The following is a 20,516-nucleotide window of genomic DNA, read 5'->3' as shown; positions in this document are numbered from 1 at the left end:
CGTACCCCGCCGTCCACGATGTTCCGGTGATCCGGCACCGCAACCCGTGTGGTGGTTACGTCCTCCGGACGGTGATCTCGAAGCCCGCGTCCCGCAGCCGTTCGACGAGGCGGTCGCCGATCGCCGTCGCGGGCGTCAGCACCCCCGCCGTGGCGGGCAGCGTGTCCCGGTCGAGGGCCAGCGCGAGCGCCGACTCGCCGAGCATCACCGAGGTGGCGGCGTACCCGGGGTCGCCCTTGGCGTGCATCCGCGACGTGTAGCGCACCCCGGTGGTCGTGGTCGTGTACACGTCGGTCGTGAAATGCCCGGTGGTGCGGGTCTTCTCGCTCGGTCCCTCGCCGGGCTTGGGCAGCACGCGGTCGAGCAGTGCACGGGTCGGGGGGAACGACAGGCCCGCGATCAGTCCACCGAGCCCCGCCGCGACCCCGGCGGCGAGCACCGGTGAGAGCGGCGACTGTCCGACACTCATCACCTCCCGGTACCGGAACCTGCGGCCGTACGCCCAGCCGCGGAGGGCGTTGCTGCGCCGCACCACCCGAGTGTTCACCGGTCCCATCGCGAACGGTGCCGTGACACCCTTCAGTCCGGGCGCGATGTCGGAACCCTTGACCAGTGCGGCATCGGGTTGGCGTCCGACGTTCGGTTCGGCAGCGGCATCGGGGCTGAGGGAGTAGGGCTGCGCCATGACGGTGCGGATGTGCTTGTCCGCCTTCGCGGCGTCCACGAGGCCGCGCATCGAGTCGACGGTTCCGCCGCTCACGCCGCCGCGGAACGACGTGACGACCATCGTGGTGTCGAGGAGGGTGCCCTCGCCGTCGGCCGCCACCTGCTCGTGCAGCACGTGGACTCCGAGATCAGAAGGGATGGAGTCGAATCCGCACGAGTGCACGATCCTGGCCCCGGACGCCGTCGCGGCGTCGTGGTAGCGGTCGATCGACTCGCGCACGAACGGCACCTCGCCGGTGAGGTCGGCGTAGTCGGTGCCCGCCTCCGCGCAGGCGCGCACCAGGTCGATGCCGTACCGGGCGTACGGGCCGACGGTCGTCACCACCACACGGGTTGCGGCGGCGAGGGCGTCGAGGGAGGCGGGATCGTCGGCGGACGCGACGAGAACGGGCCACTGCGACGCGCCGGGGATCTGCTCCCGGACCCGCTCGAGCCGCTCGCGCGAGCGACCCGCGAGGCCGATTCGCGTGCCGTCGGGCGCGTGCCGGGCCAGGTACTCGGCAGTGAGCCTGCCGACGAAGCCGGTGGCGCCGTAGACGACGACGTCGAGGTCGCGGGTGCGGGCAGGTGTCCCAGACTCGTGGTTCCCGGTCATGGGCCGCAACCCTACTCGGCGGTCGGGGCTTTCACGGCAGATCCCAGGTGTGAACGGGTTCCGAGAGGTGCATGCGGTCCAGGTAGTCACCGACCATCGCGGCCAGCGCCGTGTCCCGGCTCTGACCCGCCGCCTCCCGCGCGGCGACCGCCTCCCGCTGCCACACCGCTCCGCTGCGGCCCGACTCGCACCGTGCCTCGATGATCCCCAGGTAGTGGTCCCGGACACCGGGGTCGACGCCGAGCGAGTCGAGTCCCCGGTGCGCGAGCGGCAACAGGATCCGCAGCACGAGATCACGGGGAGTGTGCCAGCCGTCGTCGGGCCAGTACAGCCGGGCGTCGAAGCCGCGTCGCGCACCCGACCGCAGATTCGCGGCGGCCGCCTCGAACGGCATCCGCGACCACGCCGGCCGCTCCGCCGTCGCCAGCGAGCGCAGCGCACCGTAGTAGAACGCGGCGTCGGCGACCGTGTCGCTCACCGTCGGTCCCGACGGCAGCACCCGGTTCTCCAGACGCAGGTGGTGATCGGTGTCGGTGGTGTCGTAGATCGGCCGATTCCACCGGTAGATGGTGCCGTTGTGCATGCGCAGCTCGGCCAGCTCCGGGACGCCGCCGGCGTCGACGACGGCCCGGGGGTCCTCGTCCGTGCACTCGGGCAGCAGCGCGGGGAAGTAGCGCGAATTCTCCTCGAACAGGTCGAAGATCGACGAGATCCACCGTTCGCCGAACCAGACCCGGGGCCGCACCCCCTGGTTCCGGAGCTCCGGCGGCCGGGTGTCCGTGGCCTGCTCGAACAGGGGGATGCGGGTCTCGTGCCAGAGCGCGCGACCGGCGAAGAACGGCGAGTTCGCCGCGATCGCCACCTGTACGCCCGCCAGCATCTGCGCGGAGTTCCAGTGCGCACCGAACTCGCGCGGCGACACCTGCAGGTGCAGCTGCGTGGACGTGCACGCGGCCTCGGCGAGGATGGTGTCGGTCAGGGTCCTCAGGTGTTCCACGTCCGTGCGGTCCGGCAGTGGCACGCCGGTGATGTCGAGTTCGATGTCCTCGCCGCGGGCGGCGAAGATCTGCTGGTCGAGCGCGGTGTATCGGGGATCGGACGACATCCATCGCTGGTCGAGGTGCCGTTTGCGCAGGGTGGGCAGGATCCCGATCATGGCCAGCCGGCCGCCCCCCGCGCCGGCGCGGTTGTTCGCCCGGTTCAATGTCTCGCGCATTTCCCGCTCGAGGTCCTCGAGGTTGTCTCCGTCGAGCCGGCGCGGCGCGACGTTCACCTCGATGTTGAACTGGCCCAGTTCGGTCTGGTAGGCCGGGTCGGCGATCGCGTCGAGTACCGATGCGTTGACCATCGCGGGCTCGTGGCCCGCGTCGACGAGGTTCAGCTCGAGCTCGAGCCCGACCGTCGGATCGCTGGTCGTGCCGGTCTCCCCGGCGAGCAGGTCCGCGAGGGCGTCGAGGCAGTCGTGAACCTTCTCGCGGAACACCTGTCGGTCCTTGCGGGTGAACACCAGCCGGGTGACCTCGCGGCCCATGCACGCCTCCCTCGCTCGTCGCGATGCGTGCAGCCAGTATTCACCAGGGAGACGGTTCGTAATCCTTGAGGAAACAGCCGTACAGGTCGACGCCCGCCTCACCCTGGACGATCGGGTCGTAGACGCGGGCCGCGCCGTCGACCAGGTCGAGGGGTGCGTGGAAGCCCTCGTCGGCGAGCCGGATCTTGGTGTAGTGCGGGCGTTCGTCGGTGATCCAGCCGGTGTCGACGGCCGTCATCAGGATCCCGTCCTGTTCGAGCATCTCCTTCGCGCTGGTGCGCGTGAGCATGTTGAGCGCGGCCTTCGCCATGTTGGTGTGTGGATGGCCGGGGCCCTTGTACTTGCGCGAGAACTGGCCCTCCATCGCGGAGACGTTGACGACGTACTTGCGGCGAGCCGAGGCGGCCGCCATCGCCGGCCGGAGCCGGTCGACGAGGATGAACGGTGCGACCGAGTTGCACAGCTGCACCTCGAGCAGCTCGATCGGATCGACCTCGCCGACGGCCTGCACCCAGCTGTTGGTGTGCGCGAGGTCGGGAACGAGACCGCCGGCGTCGATCGCGATGCCCTGCGAAATGCGTTCCGGCGTCGCCGATCCCGCGACCAGGGCCAGCTCGCTGACCTGGTGGACGATCGACTGCGTCGCCGCCGGGAGCGAACTCGCCAGTGCGGCGGGGTGGGCGTCGCTGGTCTTGCCGAACGTCACGACGTCGGGCAGCTCACCCGCCGGCAGCGGGCCCGACTCCGCCTCCGCGAGCGCCGAGTAGGCGCCGGGGGAGCGGCGCACGGTCTGCGCCGCGTTGTTGATCAGGATGTCCAGCGGGCCCTGCGCGGCGACGTCCTCGGCCAGCGCGACCACCTGGGCCGGATCACGCAGGTCGATGCCGACGACCCGCAGCCGGTGGATCCAGTCGGCGCTGTCCTCCATCGCGGTGAAGCGACGGATCGCGTCGTTCGGGAAGCGGGTGGTGATCGTCAGGTGCGCGCCGTCGCGCAGCAGTCGCAGCGCGATGTACATGCCGATCTTCGCGCGGCCACCGGTGAGCAGGGCGCGCCTGCCGCCCAGATCGGTGCTGGCGTCGCGCTTGGCGTGGCTGCGCGCCGCGCACTCGGGGCAGAGCTGATGGTAGAAGGCGTCGACGACGGTGTAGCGCTGCTTGCAGATGTAGCAGGGGCGCGGCCGGATCAGGGTGCCGGCGGTGGCGCCGACGGTCGGCGACGAGATCAGCACGCCGGCGGTCTCGTCGTCGATCCGGTTCGGGGACCCGGTCGCGGTGGCGGAGACGACTGCGCGGTCGGCGGCCGACTTGGCGTCGCGCACCTCGATCCGCTTGCGGCGCTTGAGACGCTTGAACATCTTGCCGCTGGCCCGCTGCAGTGCGATGGAGTCGGGGTGCTCGGAGTCGAGTTCACCCGCCGCGGCGAGGACCCTCAGACAGGTCTCCAGGTCCGCGGGATCGATACCTGTCGTCGGTTGTGCCATCGGTGCGCTGCCCAGTCCTGATCTCGTCGTCACCCCGGCGAGCCGGGCAAAGTCTGACCGTACGGTCGCCGAAGAGTCTACCGACCCGCGCACGACCAGCCGATTTCGGGCGTTGACGCCGGTGGTGACATTCGGTTGCGTCGCGAGGAAAATGGCCGGTGTCGGGGACTGAGGTGGGGGATTCGTCGGGCCGGCGCGCCCGACCACACGAAAGGCCGGCGCCATGACCGCATTGCCACATCCCGAACGCAAGGCCGATCGACGTGACACTGCGACCCTCGGGGCGGCGACCGTCGTACCGGTGGAGAGGCCGGTCCAGAAGGACGGGCCCTATCTGCCCGAACTGACCGACATCGACCAACTCGTGCGCGCGCCCGAGGCCCGCCGCGACTTCAACGTCTCCGGTTCCGGGGTGACCGTCGCGGTCCTCGACACCGGGCTGCGCTCGACCCACGTGGATTTCGCGGGCCGGGTGCTTCCGGGCCGCAACTGCACCGGCGGCGACCCGGAGGACACCACCGACCGGCACGGGCACGGCACCAGCGTCGGCGGCATCGCCTGCGCGGGCCGCATCCACACCGGTATCGCACCGAACGCCCGGATCGTCCCGGTGAAGGTGCTCGGCGACGACGGGACCGGCACCTTCGCGCACGTCCGTGACGGACTCGACTGGGTCCTGGGGCACTGGGCGCAACTGGGAATCTCGGTGGTGTGCATGCCGTTCGGCGCGTCCGACAACCGCACCAGCGACAGCGACCTGGCGGGCGACGAGATCGGAAGACTCCTGCAGGAACTCACCGCCCGCGGCATCGCCTGCCTGGTGGGATCCGGGAACGAGTACTACGCGCACGGCGGTGTGCAGGGAATGAGCTATCCGGCGATCTTCCGCCAGTGCATCAGTGTCGGGGCGGTGTACGACGCGGACGAGGGGCCGTTCCGCTACCCGGACGGCGCGAAGGCGTTCTCGACGGCCCCGGACCGCATGACGCCGTTCTCGCAGCGACTGCACCACAAGGTCGGCGGCCCGTGCGCCACCGACATCTTCGCGCCGGGGTCTCCGGTGACCTCGACCGGTGTACGCAACGACACCGGCGAGTCGCTGCAACTGGGGACCAGCCGCGCGACGGCGGTCGCCACCGGGATCGTGTTGCTGTTGCAGTCCTACTTCCTGCGCACCACGGGGGAGCTGCCCACCGTCGCGGACGTGCGGCGGTGGCTGGTCCGAGGCGCCACGGTCGTCTACGACGGCGACGACGAGCACGACAACGTCGGACACACCGGGCTGACGTTCGCGCGGCTGGGCGCGGCGGGGTCGCTGTTCGCCTGTGCGAAGGAACTCGCGATCCACGAACTGATTGCCGGCGAGCAATCCTGAACCGTCGGGCCGCGAGCTGAACTGGTGGGCCGCACGGTAACCCTCCGAGACGACGAAAGCCCCGAACCGGAGTTCGGGGCTTTCGTCGTCTGTCTCAACTCAGAGTGCGCGAGGGGGGACTTGAACCCCCACGTCCATTAGTAGGACACTAGCACCTCAAGCTAGCGCGTCTGCCATTCCGCCACTCGCGCTTGCACACTCTTTGTTTCGCTCGCCGCTCTCGCTGCGTGCTGGAAAAGATTAACCCAGCAAGACCCAAAGGCCAAAATCGCCTCGTTTCCGCAGGTCAAATGGGGTGCCGCGACGCGCCGGCCGGGCTCGAGGACCGTTCGGGAGGGGTATCGCGGTGGTAGGAAAGGGTGGTGTCGCACATCGAATCCCCCCGACCTGCCCGCAGCCGCGCCGAATCCGAGGTCGTGGACCTCGTCAGCGCCCTGATCCGTTTCGACACCTCCAACACCGGTGAGCTCGCCACCACCAAGGGGGAGCGCGAGTGCGCACAGTGGGTGGCGGCCAAGCTCGAGGAGGTCGGCTACGAGACCGTGTATGTCGAGTCGGGGCAGCCGGGCCGCGGCAACGTCTTCGCGCGGCTGCCCGGAGCCGACCCGACCCGGGGTGCACTGCTCATCCACGGCCACCTCGACGTCGTGCCCGCCGAGCCGGCGGACTGGAGCGTGCATCCCTTCTCCGGCGCCGTCGAGGACGGCTACGTGTGGGGTCGCGGCGCGATCGACATGAAGGACATGGTGGGCATGACCCTCGCGTTGGCCCGTCAGTTCAAGGCGGAGGGCACGGTGCCGCCGCGTGATCTGGTGTTCGCGTTCCTCGCCGACGAGGAGGCCGGCGGTACGTGGGGGTCACAGTGGCTGGTGAAGAACCGGCCCGACCTGTTCGAGGGGATCACCGAGGCCGTCGGCGAGGTCGGGGGCTTCTCCCTGTCGGTGCCCCGCCCGGACGGCAGCGACGCGCGGCTGTACCTGGTCGAGACCGCCGAGAAGGGCCTCGGCTGGATGCGTCTGACCGCGAAGGCACGCGCGGGGCACGGCTCGTTCCTGCACGAGGACAACGCCGTCACGATCCTGTCGGAGGCGGTCGCGCGGCTCGGCCGCCACACCTTCCCGCTCGTCGTCCCCGACTCGGTCGCGGAGTTCCTCGGTGCCGTGTCGAGCGAGACCGGTCTCGACTTCGACCCCGGTTCACCCGACATCGACACCGCGCTCGAGAAGCTGGGCACCATCTCCCGGATCATCGGTGCGACGCTGCGGGACACCGCGAACCCGACGATGCTGGATGCGGGCTACAAGGCGAACGTCATCCCGCAGACCGCGACCGCGGTCGTGGACTGCCGCGTCCTGCCGGGTAGGCAGGCGGAGTTCGAGCGGGAGGTCGACCAACTGATCGGCCCGGACGTCACCCGCGAGTGGATCACCAAGCTCGACTCCTACGAGACCACGTTCGACGGGCACCTGGTCGACGCGATGAACGACGCGATCCTCGCGCACGACCCCAACGGACGCACGGTGCCGTACATGCTCTCCGGTGGTACCGACGCAAAGGCCTTCGCGACGTTGGGGATTCGCTGCTTCGGATTCGCGCCGCTGCAACTGCCCGCGGAACTGGACTTCACCGCGTTGTTCCATGGTGTCGACGAGCGAGTTCCGGTGGACGCACTAGAGTTCGGCACGCGCGTACTCGAGCACTTCCTGTTGAACAGCTGACTTCGACCACGAGAGGACATTTCATGGCGTACGACCCCTATGCCGATCTGCCGGACCTGCCGACCTTCACACTGACGTCCGAGTCCGTCACCGACGGCGGCACGGTTCCCACCGTCGGGTTGAGCGGCATCTTCGGCGTGCCGGGTGGCGAGGACGTCTCCCCGCAGCTGTCGTGGTCCGGGTTCCCGCCGGAGACCAAGAGTTTCGCGGTGACGATGTTCGATCCCGATGCGCCGACCGGTTCCGGTTTCTGGCACTGGGCGGTCGCGAACATCCCCGCGTCGGTGACGTCGCTGCCCGAGAACGCGGGCGACGAGGGCGGCCCGGGTCTGCCAGACACCGCGATCACCCTGCGTCACGACGGCGGCGGACACCGCTTCCTCGGCGCCGCCCCGCCGAAGGGCCACGGGGATCACCGCTACATCTACGCGGTGACCGCGCTCGACGTCGAGAAGATCGACGGCCTCACCGCCGACTCGACCCCCGCGTTCCTCGGCTTCAACCTGTTCGGGCACGGCATCGCGCGCGCCCTGCTGACGGTGACCTTCGGTCACTGAGAGCTCGCCCCTCGCCCGCAGCGGCTGAAGGCCCCCTTCACGCGGATCATCCGCGTGAAGGGGGCCTTCAGCCGATCGTGGGTGGGTGTGGCGGGGTGGCGGGGTGGGTGGGTGTCAGGCGCGGGTGGCCGCGCCCACGGCGTCGGCGAGGTCGCGGTAGCCGCCCTCGCGCAGCTTCCGCCCGAGCCCCTTGTTGATCTTCTTCATCCAGAACGGTCCGCCGTAGATGAACCCGGTGTAGCCCTGGATCAGAGAGGCGCCGGCCAGGATTCGCTCCCACGCCTGGTCGACGGTCTCGATGCCGCCCACCGAGATCAGCGCCAGCCGGTCGCCGACCCGCGCGTAGAGCCGGCGCAGCACCTCGACCGACCGATCCGCGACCGGCGCTCCGGAGATACCGCCCGCCCCGAGCGCGGACACCTCGTCGGCCGGGGTTCTCAGCCCCGCACGCGAGATGGTGGTGTTGGTGGCCACGATGCCCGCCAGGCCCAGCTCGACCGCCAGGTCCGCGACCGCGTCGACGTCCTCGTCCGACAGGTCGGGCGCGATCTTCACCAGTACCGGGGCATCGGCGCACTCGAGGACCGCGGTCAGGATCGGGCGAAGCGACTCGACGGCCTGCAGGTCCCGCAGTCCGGGTGTGTTCGGGGAGCTCACGTTCACGACCAGGAAGTCCGCGAGCGGCCCGAGCAGCCGCGCGCTCGCGGCGTAGTCGGCGGCGGCGTCCTCGGCCGCGACGACCTTCGTCTTGCCGATGTTCGCGCCGATCGGCAGCCCGGTGCGGCGCAGTCGCAGCTGGTTCGCCGCGTGCCCGGCGCCGTGGTTGTTGAAGCCCATCCGGTTGAGCAGTGCCCGGTCCTCGGGCAGGCGGAACAGTCGCGGTGCGGGGTTGCCGGGCTGCGCCTGCGCGGTCACCGTTCCGACCTCGGCGAACCCGAATCCCAGTGCACCCCAGACGTTCACACCGGTCGCGTCCTTGTCGAACCCGGCTGCCAGGCCGAGGGGGGCGGGGAAGTCGACACCGAACACACGGCTGCGCAGCACCGGGTCGGGCACCGTCAGGACGCGGGCGACGAGCGACCGCACCGGGCCGAAGAACGTCACGAGGCGCATCGCCCGGAAGGCGAGGTGGTGCACCCGTTCCGGCGGAATCAGGAACATCAGTCGCAGCAGCAGGTGGTACACGGAAAATCTCTCCTCTGTGTTCGAAACCTGATCGGTGGGTTCGAAACCCGGTCAGTGTCCGGTGACGTCGATGCGCTGCAGCCCGTCGCCGGTGGCCGAGGTGACGAACACCACGCCCGAGTCGGGGTCGACGGCGACGGCGTTCGGCTGGCGAACGGTCGGGAAGCGGTGCTTCTCGACCGGGATGCCGGTCGACAGGTCGTATCCGACGACCTCGTTGGTTCCGGTGACCGTCACCCACACCAGGCCGGTCTTCTCGTCGACGGCGACACCGAACGGCGAGTCCGGCACCGGGTACCGCTGGTGCATCATCAGCGGATCGGTGGTCAGGGCGAGCAGTTCACCGCCGGTGGTGTCGGTGACCAGGACGCGACCGAAGCCGTCGGTGGCCAGGTTCGTCGCGCCCTCACCGGCACGCAACGCCAGGCCGAGGTCGCCGTCGGCGAGGTCGATCTCCGTCACCGACGTCTGGCGGCGGTCCAGGGCGGTGACCGCGTCACCGGTGGCCCCGAGGGCGTCGACGGAGACCAGGCCGTCGACGCTGTGCGTCTGCGTTCCCGCCGCGTCCAGTTCGACGATGGTGCCGTCGGCGGTGCCGACGACGGTGCGGTCCCCGTCGAGGAGGAGGACGGAACGGACCTCGGCGTCGACGGGCAGCGTCGTGACCTTCCCGTCGGCGAGGTCGACCCGGGCCACCGCGCGTCCGGCGGGCACGGCGACGACACCGTCGCGGGGCGCCGACAGGGCCGCGGTGCCACCGGGCAGCGTGACCTCGCGGGGAGGCGCGGCCGGGTCGGCGCCGGGGACGAGCAGGAGCCGTCCGGCGTCCGATGTGAGCATGGCCACCGTGTCGGTCGCCGTGTCGAACACCGTGGCCACGACCGCATCCGAGACCGGAATCACGGTGCCGGCGGGTACGTTCGACACGGCGGGCGAGACTGCCGCCGTGGCCGCCTCGATGGTCTGGATCTTGTCGGTGTCGGAGTCCGTGGAACAGCCGGTGACCAGCAGTAACAGTGCCCCGGTCAGCGCCGTTGCAGCGCGTGCGGCGGGTCCCGGCATGAGTGTCTCCTCCTGATGTCGTTCGCGTTCGCGGCGGTGATGCGATCGCGATCGGCTTCCAGCATTCACGATCGCCGTCCACATCCCGAATTCGACCCCGGACTCGACGGGCCGGGATCGGGGCAGGGTCACACACCGGGGCAAATTGCGGGTTACCGTGGGTGACGGCTGGTGACTTCGTCACGGGAAGGCAGTGATGGACGCGGACGACACGCGGAACAGCACGGCGCGCTTCGTGCTCGAGGACCTGACGGTCGGAACCCATGCACACGGGTTCGGGCTCACCGAGGCGGGCCAGACCTTCGCGTTCCGGGTCCGTGGCAGCACGCTCCGGGTGGAGGTGTACCGCGCGGATCTCGACGTGGACGTGCCGGAGCGCGCCGACGTCGTCGCGGTCGGGGAGCGTGCCGTCAACGACCTCGATCTCGACGACGAGCGGAGCGTGTCCGCGTTCGTCCGGGACACCCTCGAGGCCGCGGAGCCGGTCGATCGGGGCGCCGAGGGGCTGACTCTGCGAGCGCTGCTGAATCGGATCGGGTCCGCGATCGACAACATCGCCGACACCCTCTGAGCGCCGTCAGTCGTCGCGGCGGGGCAGCACCAGCTGTGCACCGGTGCGCGGATGGGTGAGCACCTCGACGGGGTGGCCGTAGACCCGGCCGAGCAGGTCCTCGGCGAGGACCTCGCGGGGCGTTCCGTGGGCGGCGAGGCCGCCGTCGGCGAGGACTGCGACGCTGTCGGCGTACGCGGCGGCCAGCGCGAGGTCGTGCAACACCACCACCACGGCGGCGCCGGCCCGCGCCCGCTCGGCGGCCAGGCGCATCACCGCCTCCTGGTGCCCGAGGTCCAGCGCGGCGGTCGGCTCGTCGAGCAGCAGGGTCGCGGTGCGCTGGCAGAGCACCCGGGCGAGCGCGACGCGGGCCTTCTCACCGCCGGACAGGGCGGCGAAGGGGCGCCCCGCGAACCGCTCGACGTCGCACGCGTCCATCGCCTCGGCGACGGCGACCCCGTCGTCCTCGCGGGCGACGGTCCGCGCCCACGGGGTGCGCCCCATCCGGACCACCTCGCGCGCGGTGAAGGAGAAGCCGACGGTGTGTTGCTGCGGCAGCACCGCGCGACGCCGTGCCATCTCGGATCCGGTCCAGTCGTCGAGCGGGTGGCCGTCGAGTTCGACGTGCCCGGCGCTGACGTCGCAGTCGCCGGACAGCGCGGCCAGCAGGGTGGACTTGCCCGCACCGTTCGGTCCGACCAGCGCGAGCACCTCACCGGCCCGGACGTCGATCGAGACCGTGTGGAGAACACGGCGCCCGCCGCGGTCGACGCTGACGTCGACGGCCCGCATCGTCACGGCACCGGGCTCGGGCCGTTCGGGCACGGGCAGGTCGCGGGCCAGCAGGTCACGCACGCGTGTCGAGATCGTCACGCCCAGCCTCCCTGCTGCCTGCGGGTGCGGCGCAGCATCCAGAAGAAGAACGGGCCGCCGATCAGGGACGTGAGCATCCCGAGCGGCAGGTCCGCGTTGGGAACCAGGGTTCGGGCCCCGAGATCGGCCGCGAGCAGGACGATCGCGCCGCACAGCACGGACGCCGGGATCAGCAGCCGGTGGCCGGGCCCGACGACCATCCGCATCAGATGCGGAACCACCAGGCCGACGAACAGGATGATGCCGGTGAACGCCACGGACGCCGACACCAGGAGCGCCACCACCAGGATCGCGATCTGCCGCAGCCGCTCGACGTCGACACCGAGGTGCGCGGCCGCGGATTCTCCGAGCGCGAGCAGGTCGAGTCGGTGCGCGATCGCCATCGTCACCGCGATGCCGATCACCGCCATCGGCGTGACCACGGCGACGGCGTTCCAGGTGGCACCGTTGAGGCTCCCGAGCTGCCAGAAGACGATCTGGTCGCGGGCCGCGGGGTCCGCCGCGAAGGTGAAGAAGGCGATGAGACCACCGGCGAACGCGTTGATCGCGACACCGGTGAGGACCAGGGTGACGACCTCGGTGCGGCCCTCGGACCGGGCCAGGAGGTACACCAGGACGGTCGTGACGAGGCCCGCGACGAAGGCGGCGGCCGCGACCGCGGTGCCCGCGACGAAGGCGCCGCCGGTGAGGATCACGGCGCACGCCCCGACCGCCGCACCGGACGACACCCCGATTACGCCGGGCTCGGCGAGCGGGTTCGCGAACACGCCCTGCAGCAGCGCCCCGGCGCACGCGAGTCCGGCGCCGACGACGATCGCCAGCACGACGCGCGGGAAACGCACCTGCCACAGCGTGACCTCACCGCTCGGATGCGCGGGCATCGGGCCGATGTCGAGGCCGATCCGGTGCGCGATCGATCCGAGGACCTCGGCCGGTGTCGTCGGAACCTGACCGACGCACGCCGAGACCAGCGCGAGAACGAGCAGGCCGAGCGCGAGTGCCGTCAGCACTACCGCGGGACGGGGTCGCCGGATCCCGGGGACGGTGTCGACGTCGGGCGGCGTGGTCACTGCGTGTCGGTGCCGTACAGGGCGACGGCGAGGGCCTGCAGGACGTCACCGGTGCGCGGACCGAAGCCGAGCAGCACACCGTCCTCCATGTCGACGACGCGCTGGTTCCGGCCGGCCGGGGTCTGCGCCACGCCGGGGATCTTCTCGAGACCCTCGATGCCGCCGATCGAGTCGAGTCCCTTCGTCATCATCAGGAACACGTCCGGTGCCGCGGCGATCATCGCCTCGCTGGTGATCGGCGTGAACTGCTGCGACAGACCCGACGCGGTGCCCGCGTCCACTCCACCGAGCGCCGTGATCAACGAGTCCGCCCCGGAACCCGGCCCGGCGAGCATCGTGATCGCGGTGCCGCGCATGTAGACGAACGCGATCTTCGGTCCGGTGCCGTCGGGCGGGGCGAGCGCCGTCGCGGCGTCGATCCGGTCGGTGGTGCGGTCCGCGAGCGCCCTGCCCTGCTCCGGGACGCCGAGCGCGGCGGCGACGGCCTCGATCTGGCCCGGCACCCCGTCGAGGGTGCGGGTCGGATCGAAGAAGACCACCGGAATCCCGGCCGCGCGCAACTGGTCCTGCACGGTCCGCGGACCGATGCTGGTGTCGGTCAGCACGACCGTCGGGTTCAGGTCGAGGACGGCCTCCGCGGACATCGTGTGCCCGGAGGGGGTGACGTCGGCGACGCCCTCGACCGCGGGGAACTTCGCGGCGGTGTCGCGTCCGACGAGGTGGTCGCCGAGTCCGAGCGCGTAGACCGTCTCGGTCAGGGTGCCGTACTGGTCGGCCGCGACGATGCGGCTGGTGTCGGTGATCGTGACGTCGACGCCGTCGAACCCGCGGACGGTCACCGGCAGCACCGGGGTCGGGTCGTCCGCGATCGGGGTCGGGTCGAGGCTGTCGAGCGTGGCGGTGGTGTGACCGGACTGCTCGCCGCTCTCGGCGGTGTCGGATCCGCTGCCGCACCCCGCGGTGACGAGGGTGATCAGGACTGCGGTGGCGGCGAGGGCGGAACGACTGCGCAAGCGGATCACTTGACCAGGTAGGTGTCGAGGTCGGCTTCGAGATCGGCGAACAGCGCGCCGTTGAGGTCGTAGGCAAGGTTGACCTCGTCGATCAGCCGCTGCTGCTCCTCGGCGGAGAGCGGGGCCTCGTCGAGTTTGGCGCGGTACGCGTCCTTGTACAGTTTCGGCTTCTCGATCCGGTCGAAGATGTAGAAGCGCAGGCCGTCGGTCTCGTAGCCGTAGGCGCGCTCGAGCATCCGGCGGATGATCTGGCCGCCGGACAGGTCCCCGAGGTACCGGATGTAGTGGTGCGCGACGAACCCGGCGGGCCAGTCGAACGCGACCTCCTCGAGCCGGTCGATGTAGCGGGCGGTGGCGGGCGAGGGCGTGACCCGCTCGCGCCACTGCCCACCGAGCAGGAACTCGAGGTCGGCTTCGAGGGCGGGTGTCCGCAGCAGCTCGTCGCCGAGGAACGGCGCGACGACGGGGTGGTTCGCGTGGCTGCGACCGGCGTCCTCGAGGGTCCGGTACACAAGGTAGGTCTGCCCGATCAGCGCGGCGTGCGCGGCGCTGGAGAGATTGCCCGCGAGGAGTTCGCCGACGAACCGGGACTGCTCGGTGCGCCGGTGGGCGGCGTCGGTCTGTGTCCTGATCCGCTCGGCGAAGCCGAGTTCGGGTGCGGTCTCCGCTGCCGTGTCGAGCGCTGCCATCACTACCCCTTGTTCTCGAGAGACCGTCGTCGAATCCAGGTTAGCCTGACCTTCCCTCGGAAGGTTCGCGTGCTGCCCACGACACCCACCGCTGTGGCCGGACGACGATCACCGGCCCGGGCGGCGTGTGCTCGTGGTACTGCGGGTACTTCGCCGCCAGCGCCCGCAGTCCCGCGGCCCCGGCCGAGGAGGTGGCGTCCACCACCTCGGCCGGACCCTCGGCCCGGACCCACCAGAGTTCGGTCCAGTCCTCGTCGTACTCGTCGACGAGGACGACGGCCCGACCACTCGACCGGATGTTGTCGAGGCGGCGCAGCGCGCGCGTGGACTTCGGTTTGTCGTCGACGGCCGTGACCACGAGGTCGTCGACGAGTGCGAACACCACCGGCACCAGGTGCGGCAACCCGGCCGCGGTCACCGTGCCGAGGGTCGCGACGCGGGCATCGGCGAAGCGCCGTGTGGCCTCCTGTTGATCCACTCGATCAGGCTACAAGCGTGCGGCAGACGCTGACGTCGTCGAGCGCGGTGCACTCAGGCGCTGACGTCGTCGAGCGCGGTGCACTCAGGCGCTGACGTCGTCGAGCGCGGCGGCGATGGCGGCGGGCAGTTCGAGTTCCTCGGCCGCCAGGACGCCGGTGTGCTGCGCGTAGTCGCGGGCGCCGACGATCGCGCTGGCCACCCCGGGGCGGTCCCGGACCCAGGCCAGTGCCACCGCGAGCGGGGATGCGCCGAGCCCGTCGGCGGCGGTGACGACCGCGTCGACCACCCGCGCGGCCTCGAGGGTCAGGTAACCGGCGACGGTGTGCGCCCCGGACTCCGACGCGCCGCGCGAGTCGGCGGGGACGCCGTTGCGGTACTTGCCGGTCAGGACGCCGCCCGCCAGGGGGACCGCGGCGAGCAGCCCGACGCCGTGGTGCTGCGCCGCGGGCAGCAGTTCGTCCTCGGCGCCGCGTGCCAGCAGCGAGTACTCGGCCTGCGTGGCGACCAGAGGGGACGCCGACGCGGACGCGGCGGCCGTGGCGAGCTGCCATCCGAGGTGCCCGCGGGCGCCGACGTACCGCACCCGACCGGTGTCGACGGCGTGCGCGAGCGCTGCCGCCACCTCGTCGACGGGGGTCAGCGGATCCCACGTCGCGACCTGCCACAGGTCCAGATGGTCGGTCCCGAGGTCGCGCAGCGTGTTGTCGAGCTGCGCCAGCAGCGCTCGGCGCGAACAGTCGACGCCCCCCGGATGGATGCCGCCGCTGCTGCTGATCACCAGGTCGCGCCGCGGGATCACGTCGTCGAGCAGTTCCGCCAGCACCCGCTGCGCCGCGCCGCCACCGTAGAACGGTGACGAATCCACCAGCGTCCCACCGGCTTCCACGAACCCGAGCAGTTGCGCCGCGGCCTCGTCGCCGTCGGTGTCCCGACCCCACGTCAGGGTGCCGAGGCCGATCCGTGACACCCGTAACCCACTGTCCCCGACCGTGCGCTGCTTCATCGTTCGCTCACCACAAGTCCGAAAGCGTAGTGCCGCACCGCGGTGCGCGGGTGGGGGACTCGCCGACGCGCCGCGTCGGCGAGCGCCGGGTACGGTGCACTCCGTGATGCGCGCCTCTGCCACGTCGATGGCCTCCCCGCCCACTGCACCTCCCGGCGACGGCGGGGTGACCGCGCGGTGACCGGAGAGTCGATGACCTGGCTGCAGGCGATCGTCCTCGGAATCGTGCAGGGCCTCACGGAATTCCTGCCGATCTCCTCGTCCGGACACCTGCGGATCGTCTCGGAACTGTTCTGGGAGACCGACGCGGGCGCCTCGTTCACCGCGGTCACCCAACTCGGTACCGAGGCGGCCGTGCTCGTCTACTTCGCCCGCGACATCGGCCGGATCGTCATGGCCTGGCTGCGCGGACTGCGCAATCCCGCTGCACGTGGCCACGATTACAAGATGGGCTGGTACGTGATCATCGGCACCATCCCGGTGGGCGTCCTCGGGTTCCTGTTCAAGGACCAGGTCCGCACCGCCGCCCGCAATCTGTGGCTGGTCGCGGCGATGCTCATCGTCTTCGCGCTCGTGATCGCCGCCGCCGAGCACTACGGGCGCAAGACACGGCCGATCGAGAAGCTGACCCTCAAGGACGGTGTGCTGATGGGCACGGCGCAGTCGCTGGCCCTGATCCCGGGCGTGTCCCGATCCGGTGGCACCATCAGCGCCGGGCTGTTCCTCGGGCTCACCCGCGAGGCCGCGGCGCGGTACTCGTTCCTGCTCGCGATTCCCGCGGTCACCGCGGCCGGACTGTTCTCCCTGCCCGACGCGTTCGCGCCGGCAGGGGAGGGCCTCGATGCGAGTGGGGCGCAGTTGATCGTCGCGACGGCCATCGCCTTCGCGATCGGCTACGCCACCATCGCCTGGCTGCTGCGGTTCGTCGTCAGCCACTCCATGTACTGGTTCGTCGGCTACCGGATCATCCTCGGCATCGTCCTGCTGGTGCTGCTCGGCACGGGCGTCGTCTCCGCGACTGGCTAGTCTGATCCCATGACGGTGATCCTGCTCCGGCACGGCCGATCGACGTCCAACACGTCGGGCACCCTCGCGGGCCGCAGTGCCGGCGTCGATCTCGACGACCGCGGACGCGAACAGGCGGAGGGTCTGGTCGGTCGGCTGGCCGGCCTCGACGTCGTCGCGATCGTGCGTTCGCCGCTGCTGCGCTGCGAGAGGACCGTCGCGCCGCTCGCGGAGAAGATCGACCTCACGCCGACCGTCGACGACGCCCTCGTCGAGGTCGACTACGGGCAGTGGACCGGCCGGCCGATCAAGGAACTCCTGCAGGAGCCGCTGTGGAAAGTGGTGCAGCAGCATCCCTCGGCGGCCCTGTTCCCCGGTGGGGAAGGTCTGGCGCAGGTGCAGGCACGGTCGGTCGCGGCGGTGCGGGCGCACGACGCGCGGCTGGCCGCCGAACACGGCCGCGACGTCCTGTGGGTCGCGTGCAGTCACGGTGACGTGATCAAGTCGGTCCTGGCGGACGCGCTCGGTGCCCACCTCGACGCGTTCCAGCGGATCGTCGTCGACCCCGCCTCGGTCAGCGTCATCCGCTACACCCCGACCCGCCCGTTCGTGCTGAGGGTGAACGACACCGGTGCGGACCTGTCCGCACTGAACACCGCCGCCGACGCGAAGCCGGCGGGCGTCGGTGCGTCGGAGGCGGTCCCCGGCGGTGAGGTGGGAACCGACGGAAAGGGCGGATAATGGGACCGGGTAGAACCTGCAGTGGCGGTCCGAACAGGTGGAGGTGCTGAATGGCCCGAGCGATTCACGTTTTTCGCACCCCGGACCGCTTCGTCGCGGGGACCGTCGGTGAACCGGGTGACCGCGCCTTCTACCTGCAGGCGGTCCACGCCGCGCGGGTGGTGAGCGTGCTGCTCGAGAAGCAGCAGGTGCAGGTCCTCGCGGATCGGATGGGGTTGCTCCTCGACGAGGTCCATCGCCGGTTCGGCACGGCGGTGCCGCCCCACGAGGCCGAGTTGACGGATGTCAGCCCGCTCGTGACGCCGATCGACGCCGAGTTCCGGGTCGGGACGATGGGACTCGGGTGGGATTCCGATGCGGGCGCGGTGGTGGTGGAACTGCTCGCGGTGTCCGAGTCGGAGGTCGACGAGTCGGTGGTGCTCGACGACGTCGAGGACGGGCCCGACGCGGTGCGGGTCTTCCTGACGCCCGAGCAGGCGCGCGAGTTCGCGGTCAGGTCGGAGCGGGTGATCTCCGCGGGTCGGGCGCCGTGCCCGCTGTGCGGCGAACCGCTGGCGCCGGAGGGGCATGTGTGCGTACGGACCAACGGCTACCGGCGGGGCGCCACCTTCGGGCGTCCCGACGAGAACGAGAGCTGACCGTTGGCCGCCCCGTACCCGGACGACGACGTGGACGTGCTCGCCACCGGTGACCTCACCGTGCTGGGCCGGATCGTGTCGGCCAGCAACGCCACCCTGGTGTGCGAGGCCGAGATCGACGGCCGCACCGAGCGGTGCGTCTACAAGCCGGTCCGCGGTGAGCAGCCGCTGTGGGACTTCCCCGACGGCACCCTCGCGGGTCGCGAGGTCGCGTCCTACCTGATCTCGGAGGCACTGGGGTGGGGTGTGATCCCGCGCACCATCCTGCGCGACGGCCCCTACGGGCCGGGCATGGTGCAGCGCTGGGTATCGACCCCGGAGACCGCCGGCGAGCGCGGCGAACGTCTCGACCTCGTCGACATCTGTCCGCCCGACCGTGTGCCGGAGGGATGGTTCGAGATCCTGCGCGCCTACGACGGGGAGGGCGAGGAGGTCGCGCTGATCCACGCCGACGATCCGCGGCTGCAGCGGATGGCGGTCCTCGACGTGCTGCTCAACAACGCGGACCGCAAGGGCGGGCACGCGCTCGAGGGTGTCGACGGATCGGTGTACGGCGTCGATCACGGCATCTGCCTGCACTCGGAGAACAAGCTCCGCACGGTGCTGTGGGGCTGGGCGGGGCAGCGTGTCGGGGGCGCACTGCTCGCCGACATCGAGGCGTTCGAGAAGGCCCTGCACGCCGACCTGGCGGACCGGCTGGCCGAACTGGTCACCCCAGCGGAGGTGGACGCGTTGCGGCGCCGCACCCGGGACCTGCTCGCCGACCCGGTGATGCCGCAGCCGAGCAGCCATCGACCGATCCCGTGGCCCGCCTTCTGATCCGAGGCCTCTCCGAAGGTGCCGCACAGCGGTTCCGATACGCTCGAAGGCATGCAGTCGTGGTCCGAGATCGCCGTTCCGCCCGTCCCCGGACAGGGCCCGCCCCTGCGGCTGTACGACACCGCAGATCGGCGCGTACGCCCGGTCACGCCGGGCCGCACGGCGACGATGTACGTCTGCGGCATCACGCCGTACGACGCGACGCACCTCGGCCACGCGGCCACGTATCTCGCGTTCGATCTGGTGCACCGACTGTGGCGCGACGCGGGGCACGACGTGCACTACGTGCAGAACGTGACGGACGTCGACGACCCACTGTTCGAGCGGGCCGAGCGCGACGGTGAGGACTGGGTGGTGCTCGGCATGCGGGAGACCGCCCTGTTCCGCGAGGACATGGAGGCGCTGCGGGTGCTGCCGCCGCGCGACTACATCGGCGCGGTGGAGTCGGTGAACGAGGTCGTCGAGATGGTCGGCAAGATGCTCGCCGCGGGCGCCGCCTACGTCGTCGACGACCCGGAGTTCCCCGACGTGTACTTCCGGGTGGACGCCACGGAGCAGTTCGGGTACGAGTCCGGCTACGACCGCGAGACGATGGAGAAGTTCTTCGCCGAGCGCGGCGGCGACCCGGATCGCCCGGGCAAGCAGGACCGCCTCGACGCCCTGGTGTGGCGGGCGAACCGGCCCGGTGAGCCGTCGTGGCCGTCCCCGTTCGGGCCGGGACGTCCCGGCTGGCACATCGAGTGCTCGGCGATCGCGCTGAACCGGATCGGGTCCGGTTTCGACGTGCAGGGCGGTGGCAGTGACCTGATCTTCCCGCACCACGAGTTCTCCGCGGCGCACGCGGAATCTGTTGTGTGCGAACGGCGTTTCGCTCGGCACTACGTGCACACCGGGATGATCGGGCTGGACGGCGAGAAGATGTCGAAGAGCCGCGGCAACCTGGTGTTCGTGTCCAAACTGCGCGGCGAGGGGGTCGATCCGATGGCGATCCGGCTCGGCCTGCTGTCCGGGCACTACCGCGCGGACCGGCCCTGGACCACCGAGGTGCTCGCTGTCGCCGAGCAGCGCGTCGCGCTGTGGCGGCGCGCGGCCGCGTTGCCCACCGCCCAGAACGTCGACGACACCGTCGCCCGGCTTCGTCAGCACCTGGCCGACGACCTCGACACCCCGAAGGCCCTCGACGCCCTCGACGGCTGGGCCCGCCGGGCCGTCGACCACGGCGGCCACGACGCCGCCGCGCCGGGACTGTTCTCCGACGCGGTCGACGCGCTGCTGGGTGTGTCGCTGCGCTGAACCGACCGCGCGGTCGCCGCACCGCCACGGTGTCGGCTCTGCGCATCGCGCGGTTTGCTCGCGACGGCCGGGGACTCCCGATAGGCTGAATCACACGTCGCGTCACGCGA

Annotated in this window: 20 protein-coding genes and 1 tRNA gene; 9 read left to right on the top strand and 12 right to left on the bottom strand. The window is 70.9% G+C overall.

The annotated features are described in order from the left end of the window. Positions 1–55: 55 nt before the first annotated feature. The 3 genes from ACFYVR_RS01295 to ACFYVR_RS01285 are packed head-to-tail and all read right to left on the bottom strand — an operon-like array spanning position 56 to position 4,335. Positions 56–1,321 (bottom strand): saccharopine dehydrogenase family protein, encoded by a 1,266-nt coding sequence (locus ACFYVR_RS01295; RefSeq protein ID WP_387468800.1) that lies wholly within the window; start codon positions 1,319–1,321, stop codon positions 56–58. Positions 1,322–1,352: 31 nt separating this feature from the next. Continuing rightward, positions 1,353–2,852, bottom strand: coding sequence for a glutamate-cysteine ligase family protein (locus ACFYVR_RS01290; RefSeq protein WP_387468798.1), 1,500 nt, complete (start codon positions 2,850–2,852; stop codon positions 1,353–1,355). Positions 2,853–2,892: 40 nt separating this feature from the next. After that, positions 2,893–4,335 carry an SDR family NAD(P)-dependent oxidoreductase gene (locus ACFYVR_RS01285; RefSeq protein ID WP_387468796.1) on the bottom strand — a complete coding sequence of 481 codons (1,443 nt, stop codon included), beginning with the start codon at positions 4,333–4,335 and terminating at the stop codon, positions 2,893–2,895. A 223-nt stretch (positions 4,336–4,558) separates the two neighbouring features. Between ACFYVR_RS01285 and ACFYVR_RS01280 the strand changes: the two genes are divergently transcribed. Next, on the top strand, positions 4,559–5,710 hold the full coding sequence (locus ACFYVR_RS01280; protein WP_387468794.1) for a S8 family serine peptidase: 1,152 nt from the start codon (positions 4,559–4,561) through the stop codon (positions 5,708–5,710). A 105-nt stretch (positions 5,711–5,815) separates the two neighbouring features. Here the strand turns inward: ACFYVR_RS01280 and ACFYVR_RS01275 are convergent. Next, a tRNA-Leu gene (locus ACFYVR_RS01275) sits at positions 5,816–5,901 on the bottom strand. A 180-nt stretch (positions 5,902–6,081) separates the two neighbouring features. Here ACFYVR_RS01275 and ACFYVR_RS01270 point away from each other — a divergent pair. Together ACFYVR_RS01270 and ACFYVR_RS01265 are read left to right on the top strand one after the other, a co-directional pair. Then, complete coding sequence (locus tag ACFYVR_RS01270; RefSeq protein ID WP_387470256.1) at positions 6,082–7,428, top strand: M20/M25/M40 family metallo-hydrolase; 1,347 nt, start codon at positions 6,082–6,084, stop codon at positions 7,426–7,428. Positions 7,429–7,451: 23 nt separating this feature from the next. After that, positions 7,452–7,985, top strand: coding sequence for a YbhB/YbcL family Raf kinase inhibitor-like protein (locus ACFYVR_RS01265; protein WP_387468792.1), 534 nt, complete (start codon positions 7,452–7,454; stop codon positions 7,983–7,985). Positions 7,986–8,099: 114 nt separating this feature from the next. On the opposite strand, the gene ACFYVR_RS01260 is transcribed toward ACFYVR_RS01265, so the two are convergent. Further along, positions 8,100–9,170: a quinone-dependent dihydroorotate dehydrogenase gene (locus tag ACFYVR_RS01260; RefSeq protein WP_387468789.1), complete on the bottom strand. Its 1,071-nt coding sequence runs from the start codon at positions 9,168–9,170 to the stop codon at positions 8,100–8,102. 51 nt (positions 9,171–9,221) lie between these two features. Then, positions 9,222–10,232: a hypothetical protein gene (locus ACFYVR_RS01255; protein WP_387468787.1), complete on the bottom strand. Its 1,011-nt coding sequence runs from the start codon at positions 10,230–10,232 to the stop codon at positions 9,222–9,224. 196 nt (positions 10,233–10,428) lie between these two features. On the opposite strand from ACFYVR_RS01255, the gene ACFYVR_RS01250 reads away from it, so the two are divergent. Then, positions 10,429–10,803, top strand: a complete 375-nt coding sequence (locus ACFYVR_RS01250) for a hypothetical protein (RefSeq protein ID WP_387468785.1) — start codon at positions 10,429–10,431, stop codon at positions 10,801–10,803. A gap of 6 nt (positions 10,804–10,809) precedes the next feature. Here the strand turns inward: ACFYVR_RS01250 and ACFYVR_RS01245 are convergent, their stop codons facing one another. The 6 genes from ACFYVR_RS01245 to ACFYVR_RS01220 all read right to left on the bottom strand — a co-directional run bounded on the left by ACFYVR_RS01245 (position 10,810) and on the right by ACFYVR_RS01220 (position 15,910). After that, complete coding sequence (locus ACFYVR_RS01245) at positions 10,810–11,697, bottom strand: heme ABC transporter ATP-binding protein (RefSeq protein ID WP_387470254.1); 888 nt, start codon at positions 11,695–11,697, stop codon at positions 10,810–10,812. Then, entirely contained in the window at positions 11,652–12,689 is a 1,038-nt protein-coding gene (locus ACFYVR_RS01240; RefSeq protein ID WP_387470252.1) for a FecCD family ABC transporter permease, read from the bottom strand. The genes ACFYVR_RS01245 and ACFYVR_RS01240 overlap by 46 nt, the downstream gene beginning before the upstream one ends. 32 nt (positions 12,690–12,721) lie before the next feature. Then, positions 12,722–13,738 (bottom strand): hemin ABC transporter substrate-binding protein, encoded by a 1,017-nt coding sequence (locus ACFYVR_RS01235; RefSeq protein ID WP_387468784.1) that lies wholly within the window; start codon positions 13,736–13,738, stop codon positions 12,722–12,724. A 5-nt stretch (positions 13,739–13,743) separates the two neighbouring features. Beyond that, on the bottom strand, positions 13,744–14,427 hold the full coding sequence (locus ACFYVR_RS01230; RefSeq protein ID WP_387468782.1) for a heme oxygenase (biliverdin-producing): 684 nt from the start codon (positions 14,425–14,427) through the stop codon (positions 13,744–13,746). Between the two features lie 40 nt (positions 14,428–14,467). Beyond that, positions 14,468–14,905, bottom strand: coding sequence for a TIGR03668 family PPOX class F420-dependent oxidoreductase (locus ACFYVR_RS01225; RefSeq protein ID WP_387468780.1), 438 nt, complete (start codon positions 14,903–14,905; stop codon positions 14,468–14,470). Between the two features lie 84 nt (positions 14,906–14,989). After that, a complete protein-coding gene (locus tag ACFYVR_RS01220) occupies positions 14,990–15,910 on the bottom strand; it encodes an aldo/keto reductase (RefSeq protein WP_387468778.1) in 921 nt (306 codons plus the stop codon). A 192-nt stretch (positions 15,911–16,102) separates the two neighbouring features. On the opposite strand from ACFYVR_RS01220, the gene ACFYVR_RS01215 reads away from it, so the two are divergent. From ACFYVR_RS01215 to mshC, 5 genes are read left to right on the top strand one after another with little or no spacing between them, the layout of a single operon-like run. Continuing rightward, positions 16,103–16,936, top strand: a complete 834-nt coding sequence (locus ACFYVR_RS01215) for an undecaprenyl-diphosphate phosphatase (protein ID WP_387468776.1) — start codon at positions 16,103–16,105, stop codon at positions 16,934–16,936. Positions 16,937–16,945: 9 nt separating this feature from the next. Then, entirely contained in the window at positions 16,946–17,656 is a 711-nt protein-coding gene (locus ACFYVR_RS01210; protein ID WP_387468775.1) for a histidine phosphatase family protein, read from the top strand. A gap of 50 nt (positions 17,657–17,706) precedes the next feature. After that, positions 17,707–18,294: a DUF3090 domain-containing protein gene (locus tag ACFYVR_RS01205; protein WP_387468774.1), complete on the top strand. Its 588-nt coding sequence runs from the start codon at positions 17,707–17,709 to the stop codon at positions 18,292–18,294. 3 nt (positions 18,295–18,297) lie between these two features. Continuing rightward, positions 18,298–19,113 carry an SCO1664 family protein gene (locus ACFYVR_RS01200; RefSeq protein ID WP_387468773.1) on the top strand — a complete coding sequence of 272 codons (816 nt, stop codon included), beginning with the start codon at positions 18,298–18,300 and terminating at the stop codon, positions 19,111–19,113. A 51-nt stretch (positions 19,114–19,164) separates the two neighbouring features. Continuing rightward, positions 19,165–20,406 carry a cysteine--1-D-myo-inosityl 2-amino-2-deoxy-alpha-D-glucopyranoside ligase gene (gene mshC / locus ACFYVR_RS01195; RefSeq protein WP_387468772.1) on the top strand — a complete coding sequence of 414 codons (1,242 nt, stop codon included), beginning with the start codon at positions 19,165–19,167 and terminating at the stop codon, positions 20,404–20,406. Positions 20,407–20,516: the final 110 nt, after the last annotated feature.

The organism is Rhodococcus sp. NPDC003318, from assembly GCF_042879035.1.
Lineage (GTDB): Bacteria > Actinomycetota > Actinomycetes > Mycobacteriales > Mycobacteriaceae > Rhodococcus_G.
The sequence above is the reverse complement of the archived record's forward strand: the minus strand, read 5'-3'. Positions and strand labels throughout refer to the sequence as shown.